This window comes from Mesorhizobium sp. P2_F7, assembly GCF_056403695.1.
In genome coordinates this window covers 1-21,319 of record NZ_JBFUFA010000015.1, presented here as the reverse complement: position 1 = coordinate 21,319, position 21,319 = coordinate 1, and the positions used below count along the sequence as shown (strand labels likewise).

At 61.8% G+C, this 21,319-nt stretch carries 22 protein-coding genes and 1 pseudogene; 10 read left to right on the top strand and 13 right to left on the bottom strand.

The genetic code is table 11. The features are described 5' to 3' along the window. Nucleotide 1: 1 nt before the first annotated feature. The 6 genes and pseudogenes from AC1DZ8_RS29590 (at nt 2) to AC1DZ8_RS29565 (ending at nt 4,239) form a co-directional block, all read left to right on the top strand. The gene (locus tag AC1DZ8_RS29590; RefSeq protein ID WP_477305419.1) at nt 2-721 is read left to right on the top strand and encodes a Bax inhibitor-1/YccA family protein; all 720 of its coding nucleotides are present in this window, start codon (nt 2-4) and stop codon (nt 719-721) included. Nucleotides 722-894: 173 nt separating this feature from the next. Next, nucleotides 895-1,767 (top strand): aldose 1-epimerase family protein, encoded by an 873-nt coding sequence (locus AC1DZ8_RS29585; protein WP_477305417.1) that lies wholly within the window; start codon nt 895-897, stop codon nt 1,765-1,767. Between the two features lie 92 nt (nt 1,768-1,859). Further along, nucleotides 1,860-2,654: a DUF2066 domain-containing protein gene (locus AC1DZ8_RS29580; RefSeq protein ID WP_477305415.1), complete on the top strand. Its 795-nt coding sequence runs from the start codon at nt 1,860-1,862 to the stop codon at nt 2,652-2,654. 2 nt (nt 2,655-2,656) lie between these two features. Next, nucleotides 2,657-3,016, top strand: coding sequence for a hypothetical protein (locus tag AC1DZ8_RS29575; RefSeq protein WP_477305413.1), 360 nt, complete (start codon nt 2,657-2,659; stop codon nt 3,014-3,016). Continuing rightward, nucleotides 3,017-3,913 (top strand): annotated as a pseudogene (locus AC1DZ8_RS29570) (translation factor GTPase family protein); the annotation flags it as partial. It lies immediately after the preceding gene. Further along, complete coding sequence (locus AC1DZ8_RS29565) at nt 3,910-4,239, top strand: hypothetical protein (protein ID WP_477305411.1); 330 nt, start codon at nt 3,910-3,912, stop codon at nt 4,237-4,239. The pseudogene AC1DZ8_RS29570 and the gene AC1DZ8_RS29565, both read left to right, overlap by 4 nt. A gap of 25 nt (nt 4,240-4,264) precedes the next feature. Here AC1DZ8_RS29565 and AC1DZ8_RS29560 read toward each other — a convergent pair whose 3' ends face one another. Continuing rightward, a complete protein-coding gene (locus AC1DZ8_RS29560; protein ID WP_477402088.1) occupies nt 4,265-4,951 on the bottom strand; it encodes a TetR/AcrR family transcriptional regulator in 687 nt (228 codons plus the stop codon). Nucleotides 4,952-5,143: 192 nt separating this feature from the next. On the opposite strand from AC1DZ8_RS29560, the gene AC1DZ8_RS29555 reads away from it, so the two are divergent. From AC1DZ8_RS29555 to AC1DZ8_RS29545, 3 genes are all read left to right on the top strand, one after another. Next, entirely contained in the window at nt 5,144-5,626 is a 483-nt protein-coding gene (locus AC1DZ8_RS29555) for a RidA family protein (RefSeq protein ID WP_477305408.1), read from the top strand. Nucleotides 5,627-5,766: 140 nt separating this feature from the next. Next, nucleotides 5,767-6,207: a hypothetical protein gene (locus AC1DZ8_RS29550; protein WP_477305406.1), complete on the top strand. Its 441-nt coding sequence runs from the start codon at nt 5,767-5,769 to the stop codon at nt 6,205-6,207. Between the two features lie 157 nt (nt 6,208-6,364). Continuing rightward, nucleotides 6,365-7,126, top strand: a complete 762-nt coding sequence (locus AC1DZ8_RS29545; protein ID WP_477305404.1) for a GNAT family N-acetyltransferase — start codon at nt 6,365-6,367, stop codon at nt 7,124-7,126. 13 nt (nt 7,127-7,139) lie between these two features. On the opposite strand, the gene AC1DZ8_RS29540 is transcribed toward AC1DZ8_RS29545, so the two are convergent. The 12 genes from AC1DZ8_RS29540 to AC1DZ8_RS29485 form a co-directional block, all read right to left on the bottom strand. Next, nucleotides 7,140-7,958 carry an MBL fold metallo-hydrolase gene (locus tag AC1DZ8_RS29540; RefSeq protein WP_477305402.1) on the bottom strand — a complete coding sequence of 273 codons (819 nt, stop codon included), beginning with the start codon at nt 7,956-7,958 and terminating at the stop codon, nt 7,140-7,142. Between the two features lie 3 nt (nt 7,959-7,961). Then, complete coding sequence (locus tag AC1DZ8_RS29535) at nt 7,962-8,750, bottom strand: TatD family hydrolase (RefSeq protein WP_477305400.1); 789 nt, start codon at nt 8,748-8,750, stop codon at nt 7,962-7,964. Then, nucleotides 8,750-10,303, bottom strand: a complete 1,554-nt coding sequence (gene metG, locus AC1DZ8_RS29530; protein WP_477305398.1) for a methionine--tRNA ligase — start codon at nt 10,301-10,303, stop codon at nt 8,750-8,752. Before metG ends, AC1DZ8_RS29535 begins: the two co-directional genes overlap by 1 nt. A 92-nt stretch (nt 10,304-10,395) precedes the next feature. Then, nucleotides 10,396-11,451 (bottom strand): DNA polymerase III subunit delta', encoded by a 1,056-nt coding sequence (locus AC1DZ8_RS29525; protein ID WP_477305396.1) that lies wholly within the window; start codon nt 11,449-11,451, stop codon nt 10,396-10,398. After that, a complete protein-coding gene (gene tmk, locus AC1DZ8_RS29520; RefSeq protein ID WP_477305394.1) occupies nt 11,448-12,122 on the bottom strand; it encodes a dTMP kinase in 675 nt (224 codons plus the stop codon). Before tmk ends, AC1DZ8_RS29525 begins: the two co-directional genes overlap by 4 nt. 77 nt (nt 12,123-12,199) lie before the next feature. Further along, complete coding sequence (locus AC1DZ8_RS29515; RefSeq protein ID WP_477402084.1) at nt 12,200-13,366, bottom strand: D-alanyl-D-alanine carboxypeptidase family protein; 1,167 nt, start codon at nt 13,364-13,366, stop codon at nt 12,200-12,202. Between the two features lie 103 nt (nt 13,367-13,469). Further along, entirely contained in the window at nt 13,470-14,675 is a 1,206-nt protein-coding gene (locus tag AC1DZ8_RS29510) for a septal ring lytic transglycosylase RlpA family protein (RefSeq protein ID WP_477402082.1), read from the bottom strand. A 484-nt stretch (nt 14,676-15,159) separates the two neighbouring features. Continuing rightward, nucleotides 15,160-15,570, bottom strand: a complete 411-nt coding sequence (locus tag AC1DZ8_RS29505) for a TadE/TadG family type IV pilus assembly protein (RefSeq protein ID WP_477305390.1) — start codon at nt 15,568-15,570, stop codon at nt 15,160-15,162. After that, entirely contained in the window at nt 15,560-15,949 is a 390-nt protein-coding gene (locus tag AC1DZ8_RS29500; RefSeq protein ID WP_477305388.1) for a TadE/TadG family type IV pilus assembly protein, read from the bottom strand. Before AC1DZ8_RS29500 ends, AC1DZ8_RS29505 begins: the two co-directional genes overlap by 11 nt. Nucleotides 15,950-16,005: 56 nt before the next feature. Next, nucleotides 16,006-17,247, bottom strand: a complete 1,242-nt coding sequence (locus AC1DZ8_RS29495) for a pilus assembly protein TadG-related protein (protein ID WP_477402079.1) — start codon at nt 17,245-17,247, stop codon at nt 16,006-16,008. 596 nt (nt 17,248-17,843) lie between these two features. Further along, a complete protein-coding gene (locus AC1DZ8_RS29490) occupies nt 17,844-18,644 on the bottom strand; it encodes a class I SAM-dependent methyltransferase (protein ID WP_477305384.1) in 801 nt (266 codons plus the stop codon). A gap of 88 nt (nt 18,645-18,732) precedes the next feature. After that, nucleotides 18,733-19,458 (bottom strand): SDR family NAD(P)-dependent oxidoreductase, encoded by a 726-nt coding sequence (locus tag AC1DZ8_RS29485; protein WP_477305382.1) that lies wholly within the window; start codon nt 19,456-19,458, stop codon nt 18,733-18,735. Nucleotides 19,459-19,682: 224 nt separating this feature from the next. Between AC1DZ8_RS29485 and AC1DZ8_RS29480 the strand changes: the two genes are divergently transcribed. Next, a complete protein-coding gene (locus AC1DZ8_RS29480; protein ID WP_477305380.1) occupies nt 19,683-20,357 on the top strand; it encodes a recombinase family protein in 675 nt (224 codons plus the stop codon). Nucleotides 20,358-21,319: the final 962 nt, after the last annotated feature.

Sequence of the window (21,319 nt, the reverse complement as noted above, 5' to 3'; positions counted from 1 at the left end):
CATGAACACCCCTGACCTTGGCTACCGCATGGGCGGCGCTGGCGCCCGCGCCGGCGCCGTCTATGACGAGGGCCTGCGCAGCCACATGCTGCGCGTCTACAACTATATGGGCATCGGCCTGGTCGTCACCGGCATCGTCGCCATGGTGGTGGCCTCGACGCCGGCTCTCTACGTGCCGATCTTTTCCAGCCCGCTGAAATGGGTGGTGATGCTGGCGCCGCTGGCCTTCGTGCTGCTGTTCTCGTTCAAGATGCAGACGATGTCGGCGGCCAGCGCCCAGGCGATGTTCTGGGCCTTCTGTGCGGTGATGGGCCTGTCGCTGGCTTCGGTGTTCCTGGTCTTCACCGGCACCAGCATCGCCCGCACCTTCTTCATCACCGCCACCATGTTCGGCGCCACCAGCCTCTACGGCTACACGACCAAGCGCGACCTGACGCAGTTCTCGTCCTTCCTGATCATGGGCCTGATCGGCGTGGTGATCGCCAGCGTCGTCAATCTCTTCCTCGGCTCAACCGCGCTGCAGTTCGCCATCTCGGTGATCGGCATCGCCGTGTTCGTCGGCCTGACCGCCTGGGACACGCAGACGATCAAGGAACAGTATGCCGAGAATTTCGACGCGGAATCGCAGCAGAAGCTTGCTGTCTTCGGTGCGCTGTCGCTCTATTTGAACTTCGTCAACATCTTCCAGCTGCTGCTGAATTTCACCGGCGAACGCGAATAGTCGAACCGTAGCAGGCAACAATCTCGATCTCGCAGTGGCCGGGGAAACCTCCGGCCACTGTTGTTTTTGCCATGGGGTCATTTCTCGCGGCTCTGTGAGCGGTGTCTTGCCGCCTTGAGTCCACGCGGGCTTTTGCTAACCTGCCGCCCGCACGCAGCTCTCCGCGAGGACGCATGGAACAAGTGACGCTTCACGGCGACGGCATCTCGGCGACCATTGTCGGGCAGGGGGCCGAACTGGTTTCCTTGCGCAACGCTGGAGGCCTGGAGTTTTTGTGGCAGGCAGGGCCTGAATGGCGGCGGCATTCGCCGGTGCTGTTTCCGATCGTCGGCCGGTTGAAGGGCGACCAATTGCGCCATCGCGGCCAGGTCTATCCGCTGACGCAGCATGGATTTGCGCGCGACAAGCCATTTGCGTGGGCTGAGACGACCCCCCGGTCCTGCACGCTGGTGCTGACCGACGATGCCGACACACGCGCGCGCTATCCTTTCGCGTTTCGCCTGGCGGTCACCTACACGCTGCAACCCCAGCAGCTTGATATTTCCTTCGACATCACCAACACCGGCGACGAGATGCTTCCGGCCTCGGTCGGGGCGCACCCTGCCTTCAACTGGCCACTGCAGGCGGGCCTTGCCAAGACCGATTACCGCCTGACTTTTTCCGCCGACGAGCCGGCGCCGATCCGCCGGTTGAAGGACGGCCTGGTGCTGGCGGCACCGCAACCCACGCCCATCGAAGGCAGAACGCTGGCGCTCTCCGAAGGGCTGTTCGACGCTGACGCCGTCATCCTCGACCGGCCGGCCAGCAGCAGCGTGCGCTATGCCGCGGCGCGCGGTCCGGCGATTGAGGTGTCGTGGCAGGGCTTCAACGAATTGGGCGTCTGGTCGAAACCCAGCGGCGCGCCTTTCTTGTGCCTCGAACCGTGGCATGGCCTTGCCAGCCCTGTCGATTTCGATGGCGAGTTCGCGGACAAGCCGGGCGTGATGCTGATCGCGCCCGGAGAGAAGCGCGTGCTGAGCTATCAGATAAAGCTGACATCCACCTGAACTGGCGCTGCGCCTTCAGGTGCTTGAATTTCCTTGAAATGATCCGGAATATGTATCCACGGATATTCTGGAGCGTTCGGGAGGAGCGGCTGATGCCTGGATGCTTGAAATTCAGAGTTGTGGCAGCTGTGCTGGCTACGCTGATTGCCTTTCCGGTCGCAGCCGCCGATATCGATCGGGCCAGCCTCTATCGCGCGCAATCGGTGACCAACGGCACTGGCGAGGAGAACCGGGCCTGGGGCTTGGCGCCGTGCCTTGAAGAGGTGCTGGTCAAAGTTTCCGGCGACCCGCGGCTGATCGGCGATCCGCGCGTTGCGGAGATGAGCCGGCATGCAGCCGACTACGCCACTGAAATCGGCTATCGCGACCTGCTCAACAATCGGCCCCCACATGACGAGCAGGGCACGCACGACCGGCCGCAATACATCACCGCCGACTTCGCTCCGGACAAGATCGATGCCTTGCTGGCGTCGCTCGGGCATAAACCGTGGCCGCTGCCGCGGCCTGCAATCGCCGCATTGCTCGACATAAAGCCGATGAAAGGCGACGGCTTCACATTGGTGCGCGATGGCGGCAGCGAGCTTGCACAGGATATGCGCGGTGCGCTGGCCGCCGCCGCATACCGGACCGGCTTGCCGCTGGAACTTCCCAAAGCGCAGGACGTCGTGCTTGCCGACGTGACGCAAACCCTGGGTGGCGATGCCGTGCTCGCCGGCACTCTGGCCTGGCGCCAGGAAGCGCTGGGTTGGGTTGGCAACTGGCGGCTTGGCTTCAAAGGCAAGGAGTATCGCTGGCAGGTGCGCGGCGTCAGCTTCGACGATGCGTTCCGCAACGCTGTCCGCGGGACGCTGCAGATTCTGTCGGGCAACGGGCAGCCGGAGCCATGATCATGCGCAGCGTCGGACGTTTCCTTTTGCCCGTTCTGGCCGCAGCGTCTGTTATCGGTGCATGCTCCATGCCTGCTGTTGCGGGTGAGGTTTCGCCTCCCAGCTTGACCACTCCAGACAAGCAATTGATCGGCATTGCGGCCTGGGGGGCACAGGCCGATCTCGATCGATTGCAGGCATTTACGAGCAAGAGCGGCTTTCCCTGCAGGCAAATAGTGGACGCGCCGGAAGGGCCGGAACTCCTCATCCTGTTTCCGCCCGGCAGCGATGTGTCTGCCGTTGCGGCCTTTCTCGATCAACTGCGCGGCAGTGCGTTTTCGACGCTTCGGTTCGGGTCAGTTATGGCGCCTGACAGCAAATAGATGGAAATGCCTGCTGCGCCATGGCCTTTGCTGCAAATCGCGATCGAGCCGAAGCGGAGGGCCGATCAGGAGAAGCTGACTGTCGCCTTGTCGACGCTGGCTGACGAGGATTCCTGGTTCGTCGTCAAACACGATGCGGAATCGGGTCAGACGATCATCGCCGGCAGGGACGAGCGTCACCTCGACACCGTCATTGACCGCTTGCGCCGCGAGTTCAACGTCGAGGTGAATGTCGGCGCGCCGCAAGTGGCCTATCGCGAGACAATCACCCACGCGCACGAGCAGGACTACACGCACAAGAAGCAGTCGGGCGGTATCGGTCAGTTCGCCCGCGTCAAGATTGCGTTCGGGCCAAACACAGACAGCTGGGACTTCCTGTTCGGGTCCAGGGTCGTCGATGGCGCTGTCCCCGACGACTATGTTGCGGGCGTCGAAAAGGGGCTGCGCAGCATTCTGTCCTCGGGTCCGTTCGCCGGCTTTCCGATGCTGGGCATCAGGGCGACGCTGATCGACGGCGCGTATCACCGTACCGATTCCTCTGCCCTGGCTTTCGAGGTCGCCGGCCGCGCCTGTTTTCGCGAGGCCGCTCCGTACCTCGGCGTGCGGCTGCTCGAGCCGATCATGAAGGTCGAGGTGGTAACACCTGAAAACTATGTCACGAGCGTTGTTGGCGAACTGCACAGCCGCCGCGGCCTGATCCAGAGCCGGGAAACCCGCGGCGACGCCGTCGTCGTCAACGCGACCGTGCCGCTCGCGAATATGTTCAAGCTTGAGGACGCACTCAGGTCGCACTCGAAAGGACAGGCACGCATGACCGTCAGCTATGCCGGATACGCCCTCGTTCCTCTGCCGCCCGATGACCGCGATCCGTCGGCCGCCATGGCGATGGCCCGATGACGCCGCCAAATTTCTCCTCGCGGGCAGGGTTCCTTGTCGGCCTCGGCATCACGCCCATTGCCTTCTTCCTGGCACTCTATTCGGCCGGCTCGGGGCATGGAGACTATGTGCTGGCGCGACTTCTCTACCCGGTTCCCATGCTTGCGACGCTGTTGACCAACACAACCATCACCGGCCTTTCCATCGGATTGGCTGCGCTGCAGTTTCCTGCCTATGGGACATTTGTTGCTCGGGGCGGGCGCCTCAGGTGGCTGGCGCTTGGCGTCTTCCATGGTATCGCAACCGTAGCGGCCTTCAGCGGGGCTCTGGCGAGTTTTTCGGGATGAAATCGCCAACTTCGCGATGGACCGCTTATCTCGGAGCGAGCCCATCGAGCAGGAAGCCGAGGCCTTTGCGGAAGGCGCCGTCCCAATCATCGTCCAACAGCAGGCGGGAGCGCCCGATTGTCGGGTAGGGTCCGCTAAGCTGCTCAAGGCGCTGCTGGGCGACGGCCCTGTCTTCGTCCGAGACATCGAAGCTCGCCCGGGTGATGGTGGCGCCCATCACATAGTTCCAGAGCGACCATATCGCTGCGTTCAGATCCGCGTCCGCCACGCCGGCCCTGGACAAGGTCTTGCTCATGCGTTCCAGGCGACTGAGGATGTTTTGGCCGAGCGCCCGGCGCGGCAACAGCGATGTCGACCAGGGATGGCGGAGCATGCTGGCACGCCAGTCCTCCAGCATATGAACGACGTCCGCGCGCCAGTCCTGAGGCTCGTCCTCCTGCGGTAGCGCGCGATAATCGAGCACCGAGTCGAGCGCCAGATCCAGGACATCCTCCTTTTTGTCGACGTGCCAATACAGGCTCATCACGCCGGCGCCGAGGCGATCCGCCAGCCGGCGCATCGTCAATCCGTCCAGCCCCTGAGCGTCCAGCAATTCCACCGCGGTCGCGACAATAYGGTCCCGGGAGAGAGGCGGTTCGCCAAGCGCCTCCTGCGAAGGCTGGAGCGGCTTCCTTGCCCGTTTGCTCGGGGCGCCGCTGCGTTTTGCTGCCATCTGTCTTCCTCGCTGACTGAGCGTCGATTTTGGCAGGCAGCGTCAGGAATGTCGACGCTGGCCGCTTGACTAGTACGTTGTACCATAGCATGACTCGTACATTGTATTAGTCATGCTATGGCTGATACGGGCAAAGTTCAATCATGCGGCCGCGGGGGTGTCGCTCGCGGTCCGCGGAGCCAAGAGAAAATCATGTCACGCGCAATCAGGCACCTGCTCATCGGAGGGCTAATCATCATGAACGTATCAATTCCCACAGCGACGACGGCGACTGAGAATAAGCTGACCATCGTCAATCCGCAGACCCTCTACGACCCGTCGCCAAACGGTTACAGCACGGCGGTAATCACGTCGCCCGGAGCCCGCGTGGCGTATATTTCCGGGCAGGGTGGCCAGGACGCAACGGGAGGCTTGTCGCCCGACTTCGCCGTCCAGGTGAAGCAGGCCTATGCGAACCTGCGGGCGGCGCTCGAAGGTATCGGTGCGAAACCCAATCAGGTCGCCAAGCTCACGGTCTTTGTGGTCGACCACGACATGTCCAAGCTTGGGGTGCTGACCAGCAACGTCAAGGAGATGTTCGGCGACGCGCTGCCGGCGCAGACGCTGGTTCCCGTTCCCAAGCTTGCGATCGACCCGATGCTGTTCGAGGTCGAGGCGGTGGTTGTGCTTGATTAGGGGGTCTGATCGCTCGAAATGAGTTGAGCGCGCCGCCAGCTCAGGCGTTGGCACGGCGCATGGTGATCCTTCATCAGGGACAAACATGCGGGCAGCTAGCATAGCCATTGAGGCGTCTTGGCACGCCGCCTGGAAAGTGCATGGCTAGGGCATTGGGGTTCGACGCGTTGAATGACGGCATGACTGAAGAGCCACCATCGGACCGGGTTATCGACCAGCGAATTCGCAACCGGATCATGGAAGCGTTGGCAACGCTGGCTGACGGTAACGAAGGCGTGCGGGCGGTGGATCCGAGCGAGTATTTTGAAAGCTTCTACGATTGGGTTCCGCATCGTGGGATGCAACGCCCGAACGGTGCAGTAAGCGCTGAAGAGCAGAGCGGGCTTTCCGATGTCAGCAAGATTCTGGATCTGGCGTGTGATTCAACGCCTCAACTGATGACGGCGGATGAATTCATCGCAACCGGTTGGCCGGCCCGAATTCAACCCGTGGCGCAGCAGGCGCTCGGCCTTATGCTTGGGCGAGGCCGGTTCAGTGAAGATGAGGAAGAGCTGGAGCCATCATCGAGGCTGGAAGGATAGGAAATTCTGCATCCACCAACCGGCGTCAAGAAGTCGCATAAGATAGATTATGGAACCTATGTGTTAGGCTGTTGCCGGGAATTGCTGCTGATTTTCATAGGCTTGGCACGATCGATGCGTGTTGCCTTAGGCGAACAGCCAACGCTACGCTGCCTGGATGATTACAGCAAAGCGAGAGATCGAAGCGGCGATCGAAGTGTTTGTGCATGGCTTCAGCACCGACAAGAGCCGCAGCTTTCCTTACCAAGCCAGCCGCGTCGGACCCTTGTGGCTGATGCGCGATGCCGAGCGCAAGAATCCTCGCGACTATCGCGGCGAAGAATGGGTCGTCCATGACGTCACCGCTGAGGAAGCCGATGCGATCGTGCGGCAGCACGCGCGGCCGGGCTTTGCTGTTTCCGTCGTGATCGCCAGCGACGAACCGGATCAGCCGGCGCGAACCGCCTACAAGGCGCTCGGCTACCGCTTGCTGCGGACGGAAGGATTCTTCGTCCAGCCATTGCGCCAGATCCCGGATCCGCCAGCCGCTGTCTCGATCGAGCGCGTGCAGACAGTCGAACGAGCGGCGCAATTGGCAAAGATCGTGCGCAGGCGGCCGATCGCGGCCGATCTGCTCGGCGACAGCGCGCCGTTCCGCCAATATGTGGCGCTCGATGGCGACGCCATCGTCGGGCGTGTGCGCAGCATAGACGCCGTCGGCGCTACGTGGTGTTCGGCCATGTATGTCGAGCCATCGCACCGGCGCCGCGGCATCGGCCAGGCGCTGATGGCCAAAATGCTGCGGGATGACCGGGCGCTTGGGTCGCGGTGCTCGATGCTGTTGGCGACGCATGCCGGAGCGCTGCTTTATCCCCGCATGGGTTATGAGCAGATTGGATCGCTGCTGATCTTCGCGCCTAAGAGCCGAACGCTCTTATGAATTCCTGTTCGTATCACGCTGATTCATAAGGAATTTCGATTACCATGCCATCATAGGCCGGGGTGACGTTGGCCGGCACTTCCGCCTTGACCGTGGCATAGTCGAGCGGCACATGCATATGCGTCAGCACAGCCTGTTTCGGCGTCAGTTTTTCGATCCAGCCAAGCGCTTGGCCGAGCGACAAATGGCTGGGATGGGTGTTGTACTGCAAGGCATCGATGGCCAGCATTTCCAGGCCGCGCAGCCGCTCTGCCGTGGCATCGGGAAAGTCTGAGATATCAGGACAATAGGCGAGCTCGCCGATGCGAAAGCCGAGCGAAATGATGTCGCCATGGATCTGCGGCAGCGGCTCAAGGGTGAGGGCACCGCCCTCGCCTTCGATCGTCACCGGCCTTGCGTGATCGATGATGTGCGGCCTGACGATCGGTGGATAGGAACTGCCCAGCGGCGTCTCGAAACAGTAGCCGAAGGCCTGGCGCAACCTAAGCATGGTCGGCTGGTCGGCATGGACATCGATCAGATGGCGCTGTTCGAGTACGTAACCGCGCAGATCGTCGATGCCGTGGATGTGGTCGGCATGCGGATGCGTATAGACGACCGCGTCGATGCGCCGGACCGCTGCCATAAGCATCTGCTCGCGAAAATCCGGCCCGGTGTCGATAACCACGGTGGTTTTGCCGCCATTCGCCGCAATGCGCTCGACCAGTGCTGAGCACCTGGTGCGACGGTTCTTGGGGTTGGCCGGATCGCAATTGCCCCAATCGCCGGTGATGCGCGGCGTGCCGGGCGACGAGCCGCAGCCGAGAATGGTAAGGCGCAGCCGGTCGCTCATGCGTCAGAGCCCGGCGGGCCGCGGCATCTTGCCGAACAGCCGGAAGAAATTCGCCGTCGTCAGCGTCGCGATCTCGGCCTCGCCAACGCCGATGGTTTCGGCCAGCACGTTGGCCGTGTGCGCGACATAGGCCGGTTCGTTGCGCTTGCCGCGAAACGGCACCGGCGCCAGATAGGGCGCGTCGGTCTCGACCAGCAGCCGGTCATGCGGCACGTCGGCGGCAATGGTGCGTAAATCGGCAGAGTTCTTGAAGGTCAGTATGCCTGAGAAGGACACATAGCCGCCGAGCGCCACGCCCACTTCGGCCAGCCGGCGCCCCGAGGAAAAACAATGCAGGATGAAAGGGAAGGCGCCCTTCCCTGTTTCGTCTTCGAGGATCGCTGCCATGTCGTCGTCGGCGTCGCGCGAATGGATGACCAGCGGCAGGCCGGTCTCGCGCGCGGCCGCGATATGGGTGCGAAAGCCCTGCGCCTGCGCGTCGCGCGGCGCCTTGTCGTAATAGTAGTCAAGGCCGGCTTCGCCGATCGCCACCACTTTGGGATGCGCGGACAGGCGCACAAGCTCGTCAGCCGTCACATCAAGCTCTTCGCTAGCATTGTGCGGATGGGTGCCGACCGAGCAATAGACCTCGTCGAAACTCTCAGCGATCTCGAGCACTTGCTGAAAGCGCTTCACGCGTGTCGAGATGGTCACCATGCGGCCAATTCCGGCGGCCTTGGCGCGGGCGACGATGGCCGCCCGCTCCTCGGCGAAGTCCGGAAAGTCGAGATGGCAATGGCTGTCGACGAGCATCAGGCGCTCGCCTCCGGCTTTTCGACATAACGCGGAAAGACGCCCTCCGGCACGGGCAGTGCCGTGCCAGAGACAAGCGCATAGTCCGCATGGACATGCGCGAACTGGCGCGAGTCCGCCGGCACCGCCAGCAGGTCGAGCAGCTTCGTCGCCGACCCCGGAATGTAGGGCTGGCTCAACAGGGCCACACGCCGCACGATCTCGGCGGTCGTCCACAGCACCGTTTCCATGCGCGCCGGATCGGTCTTCTTCAGCGCCCATGGCGCCTGCGACGTGAAATAGCGATCGGCTTCGGCCGCCACGCCGAAGATCGCCGCCAGCGCCAGATGGATGCCCTGCTCCGACATCGCCTTGCGTGCCGTGGCCAGCGCTTCCACCGCCTGGTCGAGGATGGCGCTGTCGGCTTCGGTCAGTTCACCGCGCTGCGGCACCACGCCACCGCAATTGGCGGCGATCATCTTCAGCGAGCGCTGCGTCAGATTGCCGAGGCCATTAGCGAGGTCGGCAGTGGTGCGGTTGACGATCGCTTCATGGCTGTAGCTGCCGTCCTGGCCGAACGGCACCTCGCGCAGGAAGAAATAGCGCACCTGGTCGACGCCGTAGTGCTCGACCATGGTGAACGGGTCGACGACATTGCCGACCGATTTCGACATTTTCTCGCCGCGGTTGAACAGGAAGCCGTGGCCAAAGACGCGCTTCGGCAGCGGGATGCCCGCCGACATCAGGAAGGCCGGCCAGTAGACGGCGTGGAAGCGCACTATGTCCTTGCCGATGATGTGGGCATCGGCTGGCCAAAACTTCCATTTCTCATCCTTTTCATCGGGATAGCCCACGCCGGTGATGTAATTGGTCAGGGCGTCGACCCAGACATACATCACATGCTTTTCGTCACCCGGCACCGGCACGCCCCAGTCGAAGGTGGTGCGCGAGATCGACAAATCCTTCAACCCGGATTTGACGAAGTTCATCACCTCATTGCGCCGCTCGGCCGGTCCGATGAAATCGGGCTGGCTTTCGTATAGGGCGATAAGCTTGTCCTGATAGGCCGAGAGGCGGAAGAAATAGCTTTCTTCCTCGACCCATTCGACCGGCGTTCCCTGCGGCCCATAGCGGATGTCGTCAGGGCGGACTTCGGTTTCTTCCTCACCGTAATAGGCTTCGTCGCGCACCGAGTACCAGCCGGCATAGCCGCCCTTGTAGATGTCGCCATTGGCGTCCATCGCCTTCCAGATGGCCTGCGAGGACGCGTAATGCCGCTCTTCGGTGGTGCGGATGAAATCGTCGTTGGAAGCGTTGAGCGCGGTCGCCATCTTCCTGAATTCGGCCGCGTTGCGGTCGGCGAGTTCGCGTGCCGAAATGCCCTCGCGCCTGGCCGTCTGCAGCATCTTGATGCCGTGCTCGTCGGTGCCGGTCAGGAAAAAAACATCCTTGCCGTCGAGCCGCTGGAAGCGGGCGAGCGCATCGGTAGCGATCAGCTCGTAGGCATGGCCGATATGCGGCTTGCCGTTCGGATAGGAAATCGCGGTCGTGATGTAGAATGTGTCGCGTGACATGAATGAACCGTCATGAATGTCCGAATTGAATGTGAGGCGGTGGATATCGCATCGAGACGGCGATTGCCATCCCGACCCGAGGCCGGATCCGGTCACATTCGCATTGCGGAATTCAGGCGGTCGATCATGGTCAAGGCGTGCTGCTTCTTGTCGAGATTGTAGGTATCGGTCTCAGATATAGCGTTCAGCGCCTCGTGCCAAGTGTCGGACAGCGTTTTCGCCCGCTTGAGGTCGCCGGCCAGTGCCGCGTCGCTGGCGCCCGCCGAGAGCAGATCGAGCGCGCGGCGGTTGAAGATGTCGAACTGGATTGCCTGGTCGCGGCCGGCGACGGCCTCGGCAAGTCGATAGGCGCCGGCGACGTCGCTCTTGCCTGCCGTCACCAGGGCGTCGAGCGTGCCGGCGATCTCCAGCCCGCCATACTGCGTCAGAAGGATCGCGTTGCGGGCGCTGCCCCCTGCCCGCTCGGCCAGTGCTGCGCGCGCCGCCGGATCGACCGGTGGCGGCGGCTCGACAGTCTCCAGAACGCTCATCAGGCTGCCGGGGTCGAGCGGCGACAGCCGCACCATCTGGCAGCGCGAGCGGATCGTCGGCAACAGGCTGCCCGGCGCATGGACGATGAGGATGAACAACGTGCGGGACGGCGGCTCCTCGAGGTTCTTCAGCAAGGCATTGGCGGCGTTGGTGTTCATGTCGTCGGCCGGATCGACGATCACCACCCGGTAGCTGCCGTCATGCGAGGTCAGCGACAGGAAGCGGTTGACCTTGCGGATCTCATCCACGGTGACGACGGTCTTGAAGCTCTTGGTCTTGTCGTTCAGCGGCCGCGTCAGATGCAGTACGCCGGGATGCGCTCCGGTGGCGATCTGGCGAAACAGTGGCGACGCAGGATCGGGAACGGCAAACATGTCCGGCGCCGTTTCGAAGGCCGGATGCTTCAACAGATGATGCGCCAGGTGAAAGGCCAGCGTTGCCTTGCCGATGCCGACCGGTCCGGCAAAGATCAGCGCATGCGGCAATTTTCCCGAGCGGTAGGCGGCAGCAAGCATCGCGGCCGCCTGCTCATGGCCGACGAGGCGCAGCGTCTCGGACGGCTCCGGCACGCCGTCCAGCGTGTCGTGCTGTTCGGGGGCGATACGTTCGAAGATCATGCGGGCGCCGCCTGTCTGTTGCGCGCGGGCGCCCTCGCCTCGAGTGCGGCGAACACTGCCGCGGTGACGACGTCCTCCACCGTGGCGGGATCGGCTGAGGCATCGATGACGATGCAGCGATCCGGCTCGGCGGCGGCGATCGCCAGAAAAGCGTCGCGGCGGCGCTGGTGGATGTCCAGCGTCTCCTTTTCGAAGCGGTCCGGACCGTCGCCGGCGCCACGCCGTGCGGTGGCGCGCCGCAAGCCTTCGGCGGGATCGATGTCGAGGATCAGCGTCATGTCAGGCATCATGCCGTTGATGGCGACCTCTTCCAACGCCTCCATGAACTCCGGATCGAGGCCGCCGGTGACGCCCTGGTAGACGCGCGACGAATCCAGGAAGCGGTCGCACAGCACGATGGAACCGCGCTCCACCGCCGGACGGATGACCTGCTCGACATGGTCGGAACGCGCGGCGGCGAACAACAGCGCCTCCATCTTCGGTCCGAACGGCTCGGCGGCGCCGGATAAGAGCACATGCCTGACCGCCTCGGCGCCGGGTGACCCCCCAGGTTCGCGGGTGAGGAGGACATCGTATTTCTTGGCGCGCATCTTCCTGGCCAGCCGCTCGATCTGCGTCGACTTGCCGGCGCCCTCGCCGCCTTCGAAGGTGATGAAAAATCCGCGCGCCAACCGAAAGGCCTTCTGTCCTGCTTTGCGCTGACGTCATAGTCCGGACCTTGTCAAAGGTCCACGATTCTAACGCTGCTCTAACGCAACCAGCCGACGGCCAGTTCCCTGGCGGCATCGAAGGCGCGTTGCGGCAGCGTGCCGACGCCGACCGGTTCGGCGGCGAACAGGGGCGTCTCCTGGCTCAGCGTGTCGCCGATCCAGACGCGCAGCACACCGACGGGCTGGCCCTCCTCCACCGGCGCCGATACCGGCCCCTGATAGACGATCTTGGCGGTCAGCTTGTCGCGGTTGGCGATCGGCAAAAGCACATTGATCGGCGCCTTTGCCTTCAGCGCCACGCCGGATTTGGCGCCGCCGAACACTTGCGCCTCGCCGATCACTTCATTGCTGGCGAAAATCTCGGTCTTCTCGAAGGAACGGACGCCCCATTCGAGCAGTTTGCGCGCTTCCTCGGCGCGCTCGCGATCGTTGGCCAACCCGCTCATCGCCGCGATCACCCGCATACCGTCATGGCTGACCGAACCAACGATGCCGAAACCGCCCGCCTCGCTCGAACCGACCGCCAGCCCGTCGGCGCCGATGCCCATGGCCAGCAGCGGGTTGCGGTTCCTTTGCGAGATCTTGTTCCAGGTGAAATCGGCCCGGCCATAATAGAGGTAGAGTTCGGGGTATTCGCGCCACATATGCAGGCCGAGCTGCGCCAATTCGCGCACCGTCGTCTGCTGACCGTCGGCCGGCAGGCCGGTCGAATTGACGAATGTCGATTTCACCAGCCCGATCTGGCGGGCGCGATCGTTCATCTGCGCGGCGAAATTCTCTTCCGAGCCCGCCATGCCCTCGGCCAGCACCATGCAGCCGTCATTGGCGGCTTGTATGGTGACGCCCTGGATCAGGTCCTCGACCCGGACCGCCGATTTGAGCTTGGCGAACATGGTCGACGTTCCCGACGGAGCGCCACCCTTGCGCCAGGCGTTCTCCGAGACCACGAAGGTGTCGTCGAGGGTCATGCGCTTCGATTTGAGAGCGTTGAAAACCATCTCCATGGTCATCAGCTTGGCCATCGAGGCCGGCGGGATCGGTTGGTCGGCATCCTTGGAAAACAGCACCGTGCCGGTTTCGGCATCGATCATGAAAGCCTGCGTGGCCTTGGTCTCAAAAAGCTGCGCGTTGGCCGGAACCAGTGCGGCCAACAAAAGGCCAATACCCAAAAGCCCGGCAAAAGGGTGGACAAGGCGAAATCGCATGAGGTGCTCGACCCGTTGGCCTGCAGGAAACGTGCCGCAAGGCTATCAGGCTTCTTCCCGGCGGATCAACCGCGCAATGGGAAAACCGGCACGCCGTTGTTGATCAGTCGCGCACCGCCAGTGCGTCCGGCGCGCCATGCGACCACGCCGCGCGCAGGAGGTCGTCGACATTGCCGTGGCCGTCCGGATAGAGATTGACTGCGTACCAGTCATTGCCGTCGAGTTCGGTGCTCTGGATTTCGGTTCTGCCGAAGGGTTTGAGAGCAGCGGCCACCCGCTTTGCCTCGGCGGCATCGTCGAAGGAGCCGGCGGCGACATAATCGGACGTTGCCGGTGCGGCCTGTGGATTGGATCTTTTCCACGATTTCAGAATGTCGGCCGGCGACATGCCCTGGTCGTCCAGTGCGGCAAAGACGTCGGCGCGCTGCACGCGTTCATCCGCATAGGACAGCGAGGCCACGGCAAAGGGCGACTCGGGCCGCTGAGGCACGATCGGCCCGAATTCGGGCAGCGTGATGTCGCCGAAAGCCGGCGCCTGCACCGACATTACGGGCTGCGCCTCGGTGCCGGAATTGGTCAGCTGGCCGGGGAACGGCACGGCGGCGGCGCCGACCGGCAGGCTTGGCGAAGGTCCGTTCATGGCAACCATCACGCCGGTCGGCAAACCGTCCGACGGGTCCGGTATGCGGTTGCCTGGATGGTAGGATGCCATCAGATACTGGTCGTCRTCGCCGTCGAGCGGCGCGCGGCCGACATATTCGACCTTGACCTTGGCGGTGCCGACCTTGGCGTAGTCGAGCATCTGCGCGGCACGCTCGGAGACGTCGATGATGCGGCCTTCATGGTACGGGCCGCGGTCGTTGACGCGCACGATAACCGAACTGCCGGTTTCGAGGTTGGTGACGCGGGCATAGCTCGGCAACGGCATGGTCGGATGCGCCGCCGTCAGATGCGTCATGTCATAGACTTCGCCATTGGCGGTGAGACGACCATGGAAGGCGTCGCCGTACCAGGAGGCCAGACCGACCTTGGCGTAGCGTTTCTCTTCCTTGGGATAATACCATTTGCCGCGCACCTGATAGGGCTTGCCCAGCTGGTCGCGGCCGCCGCCGCGCCGCATGTACTGGACGCGCGGGCTGGCCTTCACGCCATACTCGGTCTCGGCAAAATATTCCTTGGAACGAGGCTTGCGGGTGTCGACCATGGCCTTGGGCTGCGGCGACGCGCAGGCCGCCAGCAACGCAGCCGAAAGGGCGCACAAGACCAAAGCAGGAGCGCGACGAAGACGCCGATGCGTCGTGGTCTGCATGTTTTCTGATGTCCCCTACCGTGTCGACACAGGCACCGCTTTTAGAATCTCGGCGGAGCCAAAGCTGCAATTAGAATCTCGGCGGAGCCAAAGCTGCAATGCCTGCGACGCGCCAATCCCCATCCCCTTGTGCGCAGGAATTGCTTATCAGCGTATTAATCGATTGTGTCCGGAACCGGGCAAGATTGTGGCGACAGTGCCATCACACCGGTGCCGGCGTATCAGTCATTTCGGCTCGATGGACCCGATCTCCTGCGCTGTCACCTGCGACAGCCGCTGGCGCTTCGTCAAGATCGGCTTCTCGTAGGTCTTCTTCATCGTCTCCCCCTTGCTCTTATATTAGCAAATGCAGGTTGGCCGGTGTTTCGCCGCATTGTCAATGTTGGCGCCAGAATGAGCGGGTCCGCTGCCATGTTTCGGCAGATATCGGCAGCCGATAACCATGCGCTGTTAACAGGTCTTTGCGGCGCACCGGCGGTTATCCTTAGTTGGCAACCAGCGGCACGGTGACGGTTGTCGAGTAATTGATGGGGTATTGGTCGAAATACGGGAAGGCGATGACGAAGGCATAGCTGGCGGTCAGATGCGCCATCTTGAAGCCGCCGCTGGCAGGGTCGGTCGCGATCGTCACAACGACGTTTTTCAGACCCATGTTCACCAATTTCTGCGTAGCGATGGCCTGGATGTCGCTCTGCGTCAACGTGTTGTTCAGCTGCAAGGCACGGGACGATGTTTCCAGCGTATAGCGGACGGTCGACACGGCATTCATGGCCCAGCCGAAGGCGAAGATTCCGAACAGGAGCATCACCAGGAAAGGCGCGATCAAGGCGAATTCCAGCCCTGCTGCGCCGGAGCAGTCACGGCGCCATCCGGACCCGATCCTTTCAGCGGACACGGATCACCTGCTGATGACTGATCGCGCGCGGGTCCGGGAAGACACCGAAGTTGAACGGGGGCACCCAGGTGCCCGTCGCGCTTATCTGGACGAAGATGGTCGGCAGCTTCGCTCCGCCGCAGATGGTGGTCGCATCCACAACCGTGGTGCCGCACATATAGGAGCGGACCAGCACGACCGCGGCGTCATCGGGCTTGTTGTTCCAGCTCGAAAGCGCGACCGCCTGCGTTCCTGTGTCATTGGACGCGCCGGCCATCACGAGATTGGCAGCGGTTTTGACGCCGGCGCGCATCTGCAGGTAACTCGTCACGTAGGACCAGCCGTCGGCGATGCCGAAGCAGACGAGGCACAGGACGGGCAGCACCATGGCAAATTCCACGGCAGCTATCCCGGATTTGTCCAAGACAATGCGCAGGATCCGCCCGCCCATCCCCGCTACTCGACGAGCTGAACGGACTGCGTCGCCGGGATGTCCTTCATCCCGAGGCTGGTGCAGTCCTGCTTGATGGTCGTACTGCCGGACCATTGGATGGTGTTCGCGACGACCTGAGTGCAGCCGCCGTTCCCCGAGAAGTTGCCGAGGTAGTTGACCTGCTGCCTGGGAAAATAGATGGCGCCGGTCAGAAGCGAGTCCGCGGTGCCGTTGAAGGTGCTCTGCGCCGCAGTCCCGGTCCTGTCGCCATAGAACAGCACGCCGGAATAGGTTCCGGAAGTCGGCGCGCTCAGCGTCACCGTGGCGTTGCCGTTCATGCTGACGGTGTTGCTGCCGGCCATGAAGATGGTTACCCCGCTGCCCGCGACCACCGCGTTGGCGTTGACCTTCAGAGCGCCTTGCACGACGTAGACGCCGGGCTGCAGGGTGACATTGCCCTTGAGATCCATGCCGCTGCAATAGGTGCCGGGCTGGAGCGTTTGCGAGTTCTTGTTGCCGTTGACGTTCTTGCACGGGTTGCCGGCCGCGGGTGTCGCCAGGCTGGAGAACGGATCGGCTGCCGGCAAGGCCTGGGTGATGTTGGAGCTGCAGACCGTGGTCGCTGGATTGTTCAGCACGATGCCGCCGACCGTGATCAGGCAGTCTGCCTTGAGCACCGCGGACCCTTGCGTCTTGATGGCGTCCGAGGCAATCGAGTCCGCCATGACCGAGCAGCCGGTGAGGTTGACGCTGGTGTTGCCGGAAAAAAGCGCGGCTTGCGAGGCCGACGGGCTGAGCGCAAGCACGCAGGCTTTCGAGGCGTCGGTGATGAGCGCCACCGCCCTCGCCTGTTCGGGAACCGGCGTGTTGTTGAAGATCGCCGTGAAGTAGCGATCGAGGTTCTGCTTGACGATGACCTCCACCGCCTTCTTCGCGGTGTTCGGGCCGGACAATGGCGGCGTGTTGACCTCGATTGTGCCCGGCGTGGAAAAGTTGTTCGAGGTCGCCGACTGCGTGGCGGCGGCGATGATGGTCGGGTTGTCGGAACCCGCGACTTTCTCGAGCGCACCGGCATAGGCCGCGGCGTCGGCGACGGCCTGCAGCTTAAGGCTGCTGTAATACCAGAAGGATGTCTCGACACCGAGGCCGGCGCCGCCGACCACGACCGGCAAGGTGACGGCAAAGGTGACGGCAACGTTACCGCCCATGGCGCGTCTTAGGCGGCCCCAGGCAAGCCAGATCTGGCTGAAAGCATTGAATGCCATAGGTTATTAGAGATCATGAATAGATAAACGAATGATAAAAAACTCCATTCCTATTCGACGCAGTCCGACGGCTTAGGCACAAATTGTTGCGACCGCGCCTCATGCTCCCCCGCCAGCGTCATGTGCTGCGAAGCCATGGCTTATAATGCCAGGCATCAGGCCGATGCAGCGGAGCAAGGGGTGACATTGCGCTTCAAGCCGCCATACGCAGCGATCGAAAAGGCAGTGCCTGGCAACCGGTCCCTCCAAGAGCTTTTGGAAATTCAAAAAAAGAACAATGATTTCAATTCGTTGGAGGGATGGCCGAGCGGTTTAAGGCACCGGTCTTGAAATTCGGTTGCTGGCATCCCTACCCTTCCCGGTTGATACCGTCAAATCCTTGTCTATCAACGTGTTGCGTCGCTTGGGGTGCCCATTGTGCTCGGCTGTCCCGTCTCATACCGTAGCGTTGCGTTGCAAAAAGCGTAGCAGTGAGTTCACGTGGCGTTCTTTGGAGTTGCCGGCAGCTTTGCGGCGCGATTTCCAGTTTTTTGTTTCAGACCAGTGAGGCCGATTGACCAGGATCTGCACACGCTTAGAGAATGAAAAGCTAGGCCTTACCCGACGGTCCCGCGGCACGCCCATGCGACTGAAACGAACGAACGAGGACCATCGGGACGGCCCGCCTCGTAGGCGTCACGAACGGCCGCGTCTGCTTTGGCTCGCATGGCAGAATCCAAACCCGCTGCATACTTTCCAAGCGGCCCCTCTCCCGAAGTGATCGGACCCCAATAGTCATCGAAGGAAGAGTAATCCATCCGGATCAAAAGCTGGGTTTCCTCCACATCGTGGAGCCCTTGGTCGATGAAGCTCTGCTTCATTTGATTCGGCTGCATCATGGGCTGGAAGCAGTACCGGCTTCGGAGTGCTCGCGCGTTCTCGTCGATGACCGCGAGCGTGTCCAACATCATGCGCATAACCGGCATGCCGCCCAGATGGTCCCACACCGCGGCGGCGACAACGCCCCCTGGCCGGACCACCCGCCGCATCTCTCCGATCGCCCGACCTGCTTCGGGAACGAAATGCAAGACAAGCAGCGCTAGAGCTCGATCGAAGTATGCGTCGGGAAACGATAACGAAGTCGCGTCGCCCTGCTGAATGTGGATACGCGGGTCGGTATTGAGCCGGTTAGCTTCTTCTACGAAAACCGGCGAGAAATCTATTGCTGCAACTTCTTGAATATTAGCCGCTTTCGGAAGGGCAAACGTGAGGCTGCCCGTCCCACATCCAACGTCCAGGATCCGTTCCCCGTCAGACAATCCGGCGAAATTGATAAATAGCGGTGCCAGCTGTTTGCTCCACCGGCCCATTAGCTGCTCATAGCCAGCGGCTTTTCCGACATTGAATGTGGACGTCAAGGAAGCCTCCATGTCTTGGCCACACAAAGATTACTGGACGGGCACACCCTTGTCCAAATGGATCGCCTTCGGCCGACACATTCTGCACTCAATAGCGGGCTCGCCCACCCGACATGTCGAAAACGGCACCAGTATTGAAATCGCTAGCATCCGAGCACAGCCAGGCAACCATGTGGGCAACCTCCTCCACTCTGCCAAGGCGCTTCATCGGGCTGTCGCCGATCATGGTCTCCACTGCGGTTGCTCCGAGGTTTCGGATCATGTCGGTGTCGATAGGTCCCGGGGCGACGCAGTTAACGCGTATGTTGGCGTCCGCAACTTCTCGACTGAGAGCTTTCGTGAAGACGACGATGCCTGCGCTTGATGCCGAATAAGCCGCAAGATTGGCTAGACCCTCCTTGCCCGCTAGCGATCCCATATTGACGATGCGCCCGCCGCCCCAACGGCGCATATGTGGCAACACCAGTTGCGTTACCTGCATGGTGCCGACCAGGTTGGTTTCGATAATGCTTCGCCAGTCTGCGAGTTCATGATCATCGAACGGATGAAGCGTCCCGAGATAACCCGCATTGTTGACCAAAATATCGATACGCGCGCCGCGACCAACTATTTCGCTGATTGCTCGGTTAACCTGATCACGCTTTGTGATGTCGAGCTGCGTTGATACTGCGCCCTTTAGTTCACTCGAGTTTCGATCCCACACGTGCACTGTCGCACCAGAGGACTGGAGTCGCTCTGCAATTGCTTTGCCAATGCTTTTGGCCCCGCCGGTTACGACGGCTGTCTTTCCAGTTAGGTCATAGGAAACGGGCACGACACACGCTCCATAGAATGGTCTTTTGCTACGACGAGCAATGATAGCAGGGCGGCGGGATAACAAACACTCCTCCTTTGGCACCTCCAGAGACCCGCGCGGCCACAAGCCAGGAGATCGCGAAATAGTTCAGCCGTATCAGAGCGTTAGCTTGCGTATTTGATCGGAGTGAGCACACTGCAAACGGTGGTTTGCAGTTTGAACACCCGCAGAGGAACAGAGCCATGGACAGCGCCGTTGCCTACTATCGCGTTTCAACGCAGCGGCAGGGTCGTTCGGGGCTTGGTATTGACGCTCAGCGTGCAGCCGTCGCCCGCTTCGCCGAAACCGAAGGCATCGCAATCCTCCACGAGTTCACAGAGGTCGAGACCGGCAAGGGCTCCGATGCCCTGGACCGGCGCCCACAGCTGGCAGCCGCCCTCGCCCAGGCACGACAGGCAAAGTGTCCGGTCATTGTTGCCAAGCTCGATCGACTGTCGCGTGACGTTGCCTTCATAGCCGGACTTATGGTTCAGCGCGTCCCATTCATCGTCGCCGAACTCGGAGCCGATGCCGACCCTTTCATGCTGCACCTCTATGCGGCACTGGCCGAAAAGGAGCGACGTCTCATCTCGGAGCGCACCAAAGCCGCCCTCGCCTCTCGCAAGATGACCGGCAGGAAACTCGGCAATCCAACCAATTCCGCACAGGCGGCTGCCAAGGGGCGACAGATCTCGGTGGATGCAGCCGATCGTTTCGCCGAGACCATCCTTCCGGTCATCGAGTCCATCCGTCGCTCCGGCATCACCAGCTTGCGCGGGGTAGCGACTGCTTTGAACAACCGAGGGGTTCGAACAGCTCGCGGCGGACAGTGGCAGGTCTCTAACGTGCGAAACATCCTGGCGCGCTCTGTTAGATGAGCTTTGATAAGCGGGAAAAATGAAGCGGTGCTCCTGCTTCCAGCCGCGAAGGTATTAGGCGCTCTTCCTAGCCTTGACCACCTCAACACCAAGTCGAAACGCCTGCCCGTCAGCATAGGAGCGCGCGTAGCTTTCAGCTGTAAAGGCAACGGTCTTGGTGACGCCATTGAAGGAAGCGCGAAAAGATGCCGCGGCGTAACGACGCTCGGTTCGGTATCGCGTTAATCTTCTAGTTTCCGCGTTGACCATCACTAGCGGACTGTCAGCAGTCGGCCCCTGTGAGACATTGGAACACTGAGGGGAGGTGGGCTATGGCGATTGCTTTTGGCCCGGACCGGACTTACAGCGCCCTTGGGCGAGAATTCAAACCCCTGGCCGTCTACCACAATTCAAAGCCGCCAGTCCGCGCTGGCGGGTATTTTTGGCCCGCCGGAACATTTCAGCTATCAACCGGGCGTTTGCCTCCCGCCGCTTACCCAGTTCGGGAAGAAGTAGCTCTCCGCCGGCTTGGCCTCAGGAACCCCTCCTTGAGCAATCCAAGCGCGTCAAGCGCGTCTTCGCCTTCAAGATCTGTCAATGCGACCCCCTCTACGATGACAACCTCTCCGTCGCCTATGTCATAGACATCCCAACGGTCGTCGTGGGCCCTTCGTATGGTGTATCGCCGTTCCATCATCCGCCGGGTAAATGAGTCGCCCGAGCGAAGGTAGCAAAACTTAGCAGCCGACGGACCTTGTGCACAGGTTAGATGCCAGGAAGGGGAACCGCTAGCAGTAAAACACTTCTGCCAAGTCAGAACATCTACAAGCCGGGCATCGCCGGTCGGATAAAGCACCTACGCACCGAAGATGAACTGCCACGCGGTTCCCTTAAGGACCTTCTCGGTGAATAAGAGCGCACAGGAAACAAGGTGAGCATGCCTCTCAAAGAGATCCAGAGTCGCTGAGTGAGTGAGATAAATG

Excerpts from the sequence above, each read along its gene's own strand:
- AC1DZ8_RS29590 (WP_477305419.1), top strand. The coding sequence starts at position 2 with ATGAACACCCCTGACCTTGGCTACCGCATGGGCGGCGCTGGCGCCCGC.
- AC1DZ8_RS29585 (WP_477305417.1), top strand. The coding sequence starts at position 895 with ATGGAACAAGTGACGCTTCACGGCGACGGCATCTCGGCGACCATTGTC.
- AC1DZ8_RS29580 (WP_477305415.1), top strand. The coding sequence starts at position 1,860 with ATGCCTGGATGCTTGAAATTCAGAGTTGTGGCAGCTGTGCTGGCTACG.
- AC1DZ8_RS29575 (WP_477305413.1), top strand. The coding sequence starts at position 2,657 with ATGCGCAGCGTCGGACGTTTCCTTTTGCCCGTTCTGGCCGCAGCGTCT.
- AC1DZ8_RS29565 (WP_477305411.1), top strand. The coding sequence starts at position 3,910 with ATGACGCCGCCAAATTTCTCCTCGCGGGCAGGGTTCCTTGTCGGCCTC.
- AC1DZ8_RS29555 (WP_477305408.1), top strand. The coding sequence starts at position 5,144 with ATGTCACGCGCAATCAGGCACCTGCTCATCGGAGGGCTAATCATCATG.
- AC1DZ8_RS29550 (WP_477305406.1), top strand. The coding sequence starts at position 5,767 with ATGGCTAGGGCATTGGGGTTCGACGCGTTGAATGACGGCATGACTGAA.
- AC1DZ8_RS29545 (WP_477305404.1), top strand. The coding sequence starts at position 6,365 with ATGATTACAGCAAAGCGAGAGATCGAAGCGGCGATCGAAGTGTTTGTG.
- AC1DZ8_RS29540 (WP_477305402.1), bottom strand. The coding sequence starts at position 7,958 with ATGAGCGACCGGCTGCGCCTTACCATTCTCGGCTGCGGCTCGTCGCCC.
- AC1DZ8_RS29535 (WP_477305400.1), bottom strand. The coding sequence starts at position 8,750 with ATGCTCGTCGACAGCCATTGCCATCTCGACTTTCCGGACTTCGCCGAG.
- metG (WP_477305398.1), bottom strand. The coding sequence starts at position 10,303 with ATGTCACGCGACACATTCTACATCACGACCGCGATTTCCTATCCGAAC.
- AC1DZ8_RS29525 (WP_477305396.1), bottom strand. The coding sequence starts at position 11,451 with ATGATCTTCGAACGTATCGCCCCCGAACAGCACGACACGCTGGACGGC.
- AC1DZ8_RS29515 (WP_477402084.1), bottom strand. The coding sequence starts at position 13,366 with ATGCGATTTCGCCTTGTCCACCCTTTTGCCGGGCTTTTGGGTATTGGC.
- AC1DZ8_RS29495 (WP_477402079.1), bottom strand. The coding sequence starts at position 17,247 with ATGGCATTCAATGCTTTCAGCCAGATCTGGCTTGCCTGGGGCCGCCTA.
- AC1DZ8_RS29480 (WP_477305380.1), top strand. The coding sequence starts at position 19,683 with ATGGACAGCGCCGTTGCCTACTATCGCGTTTCAACGCAGCGGCAGGGT.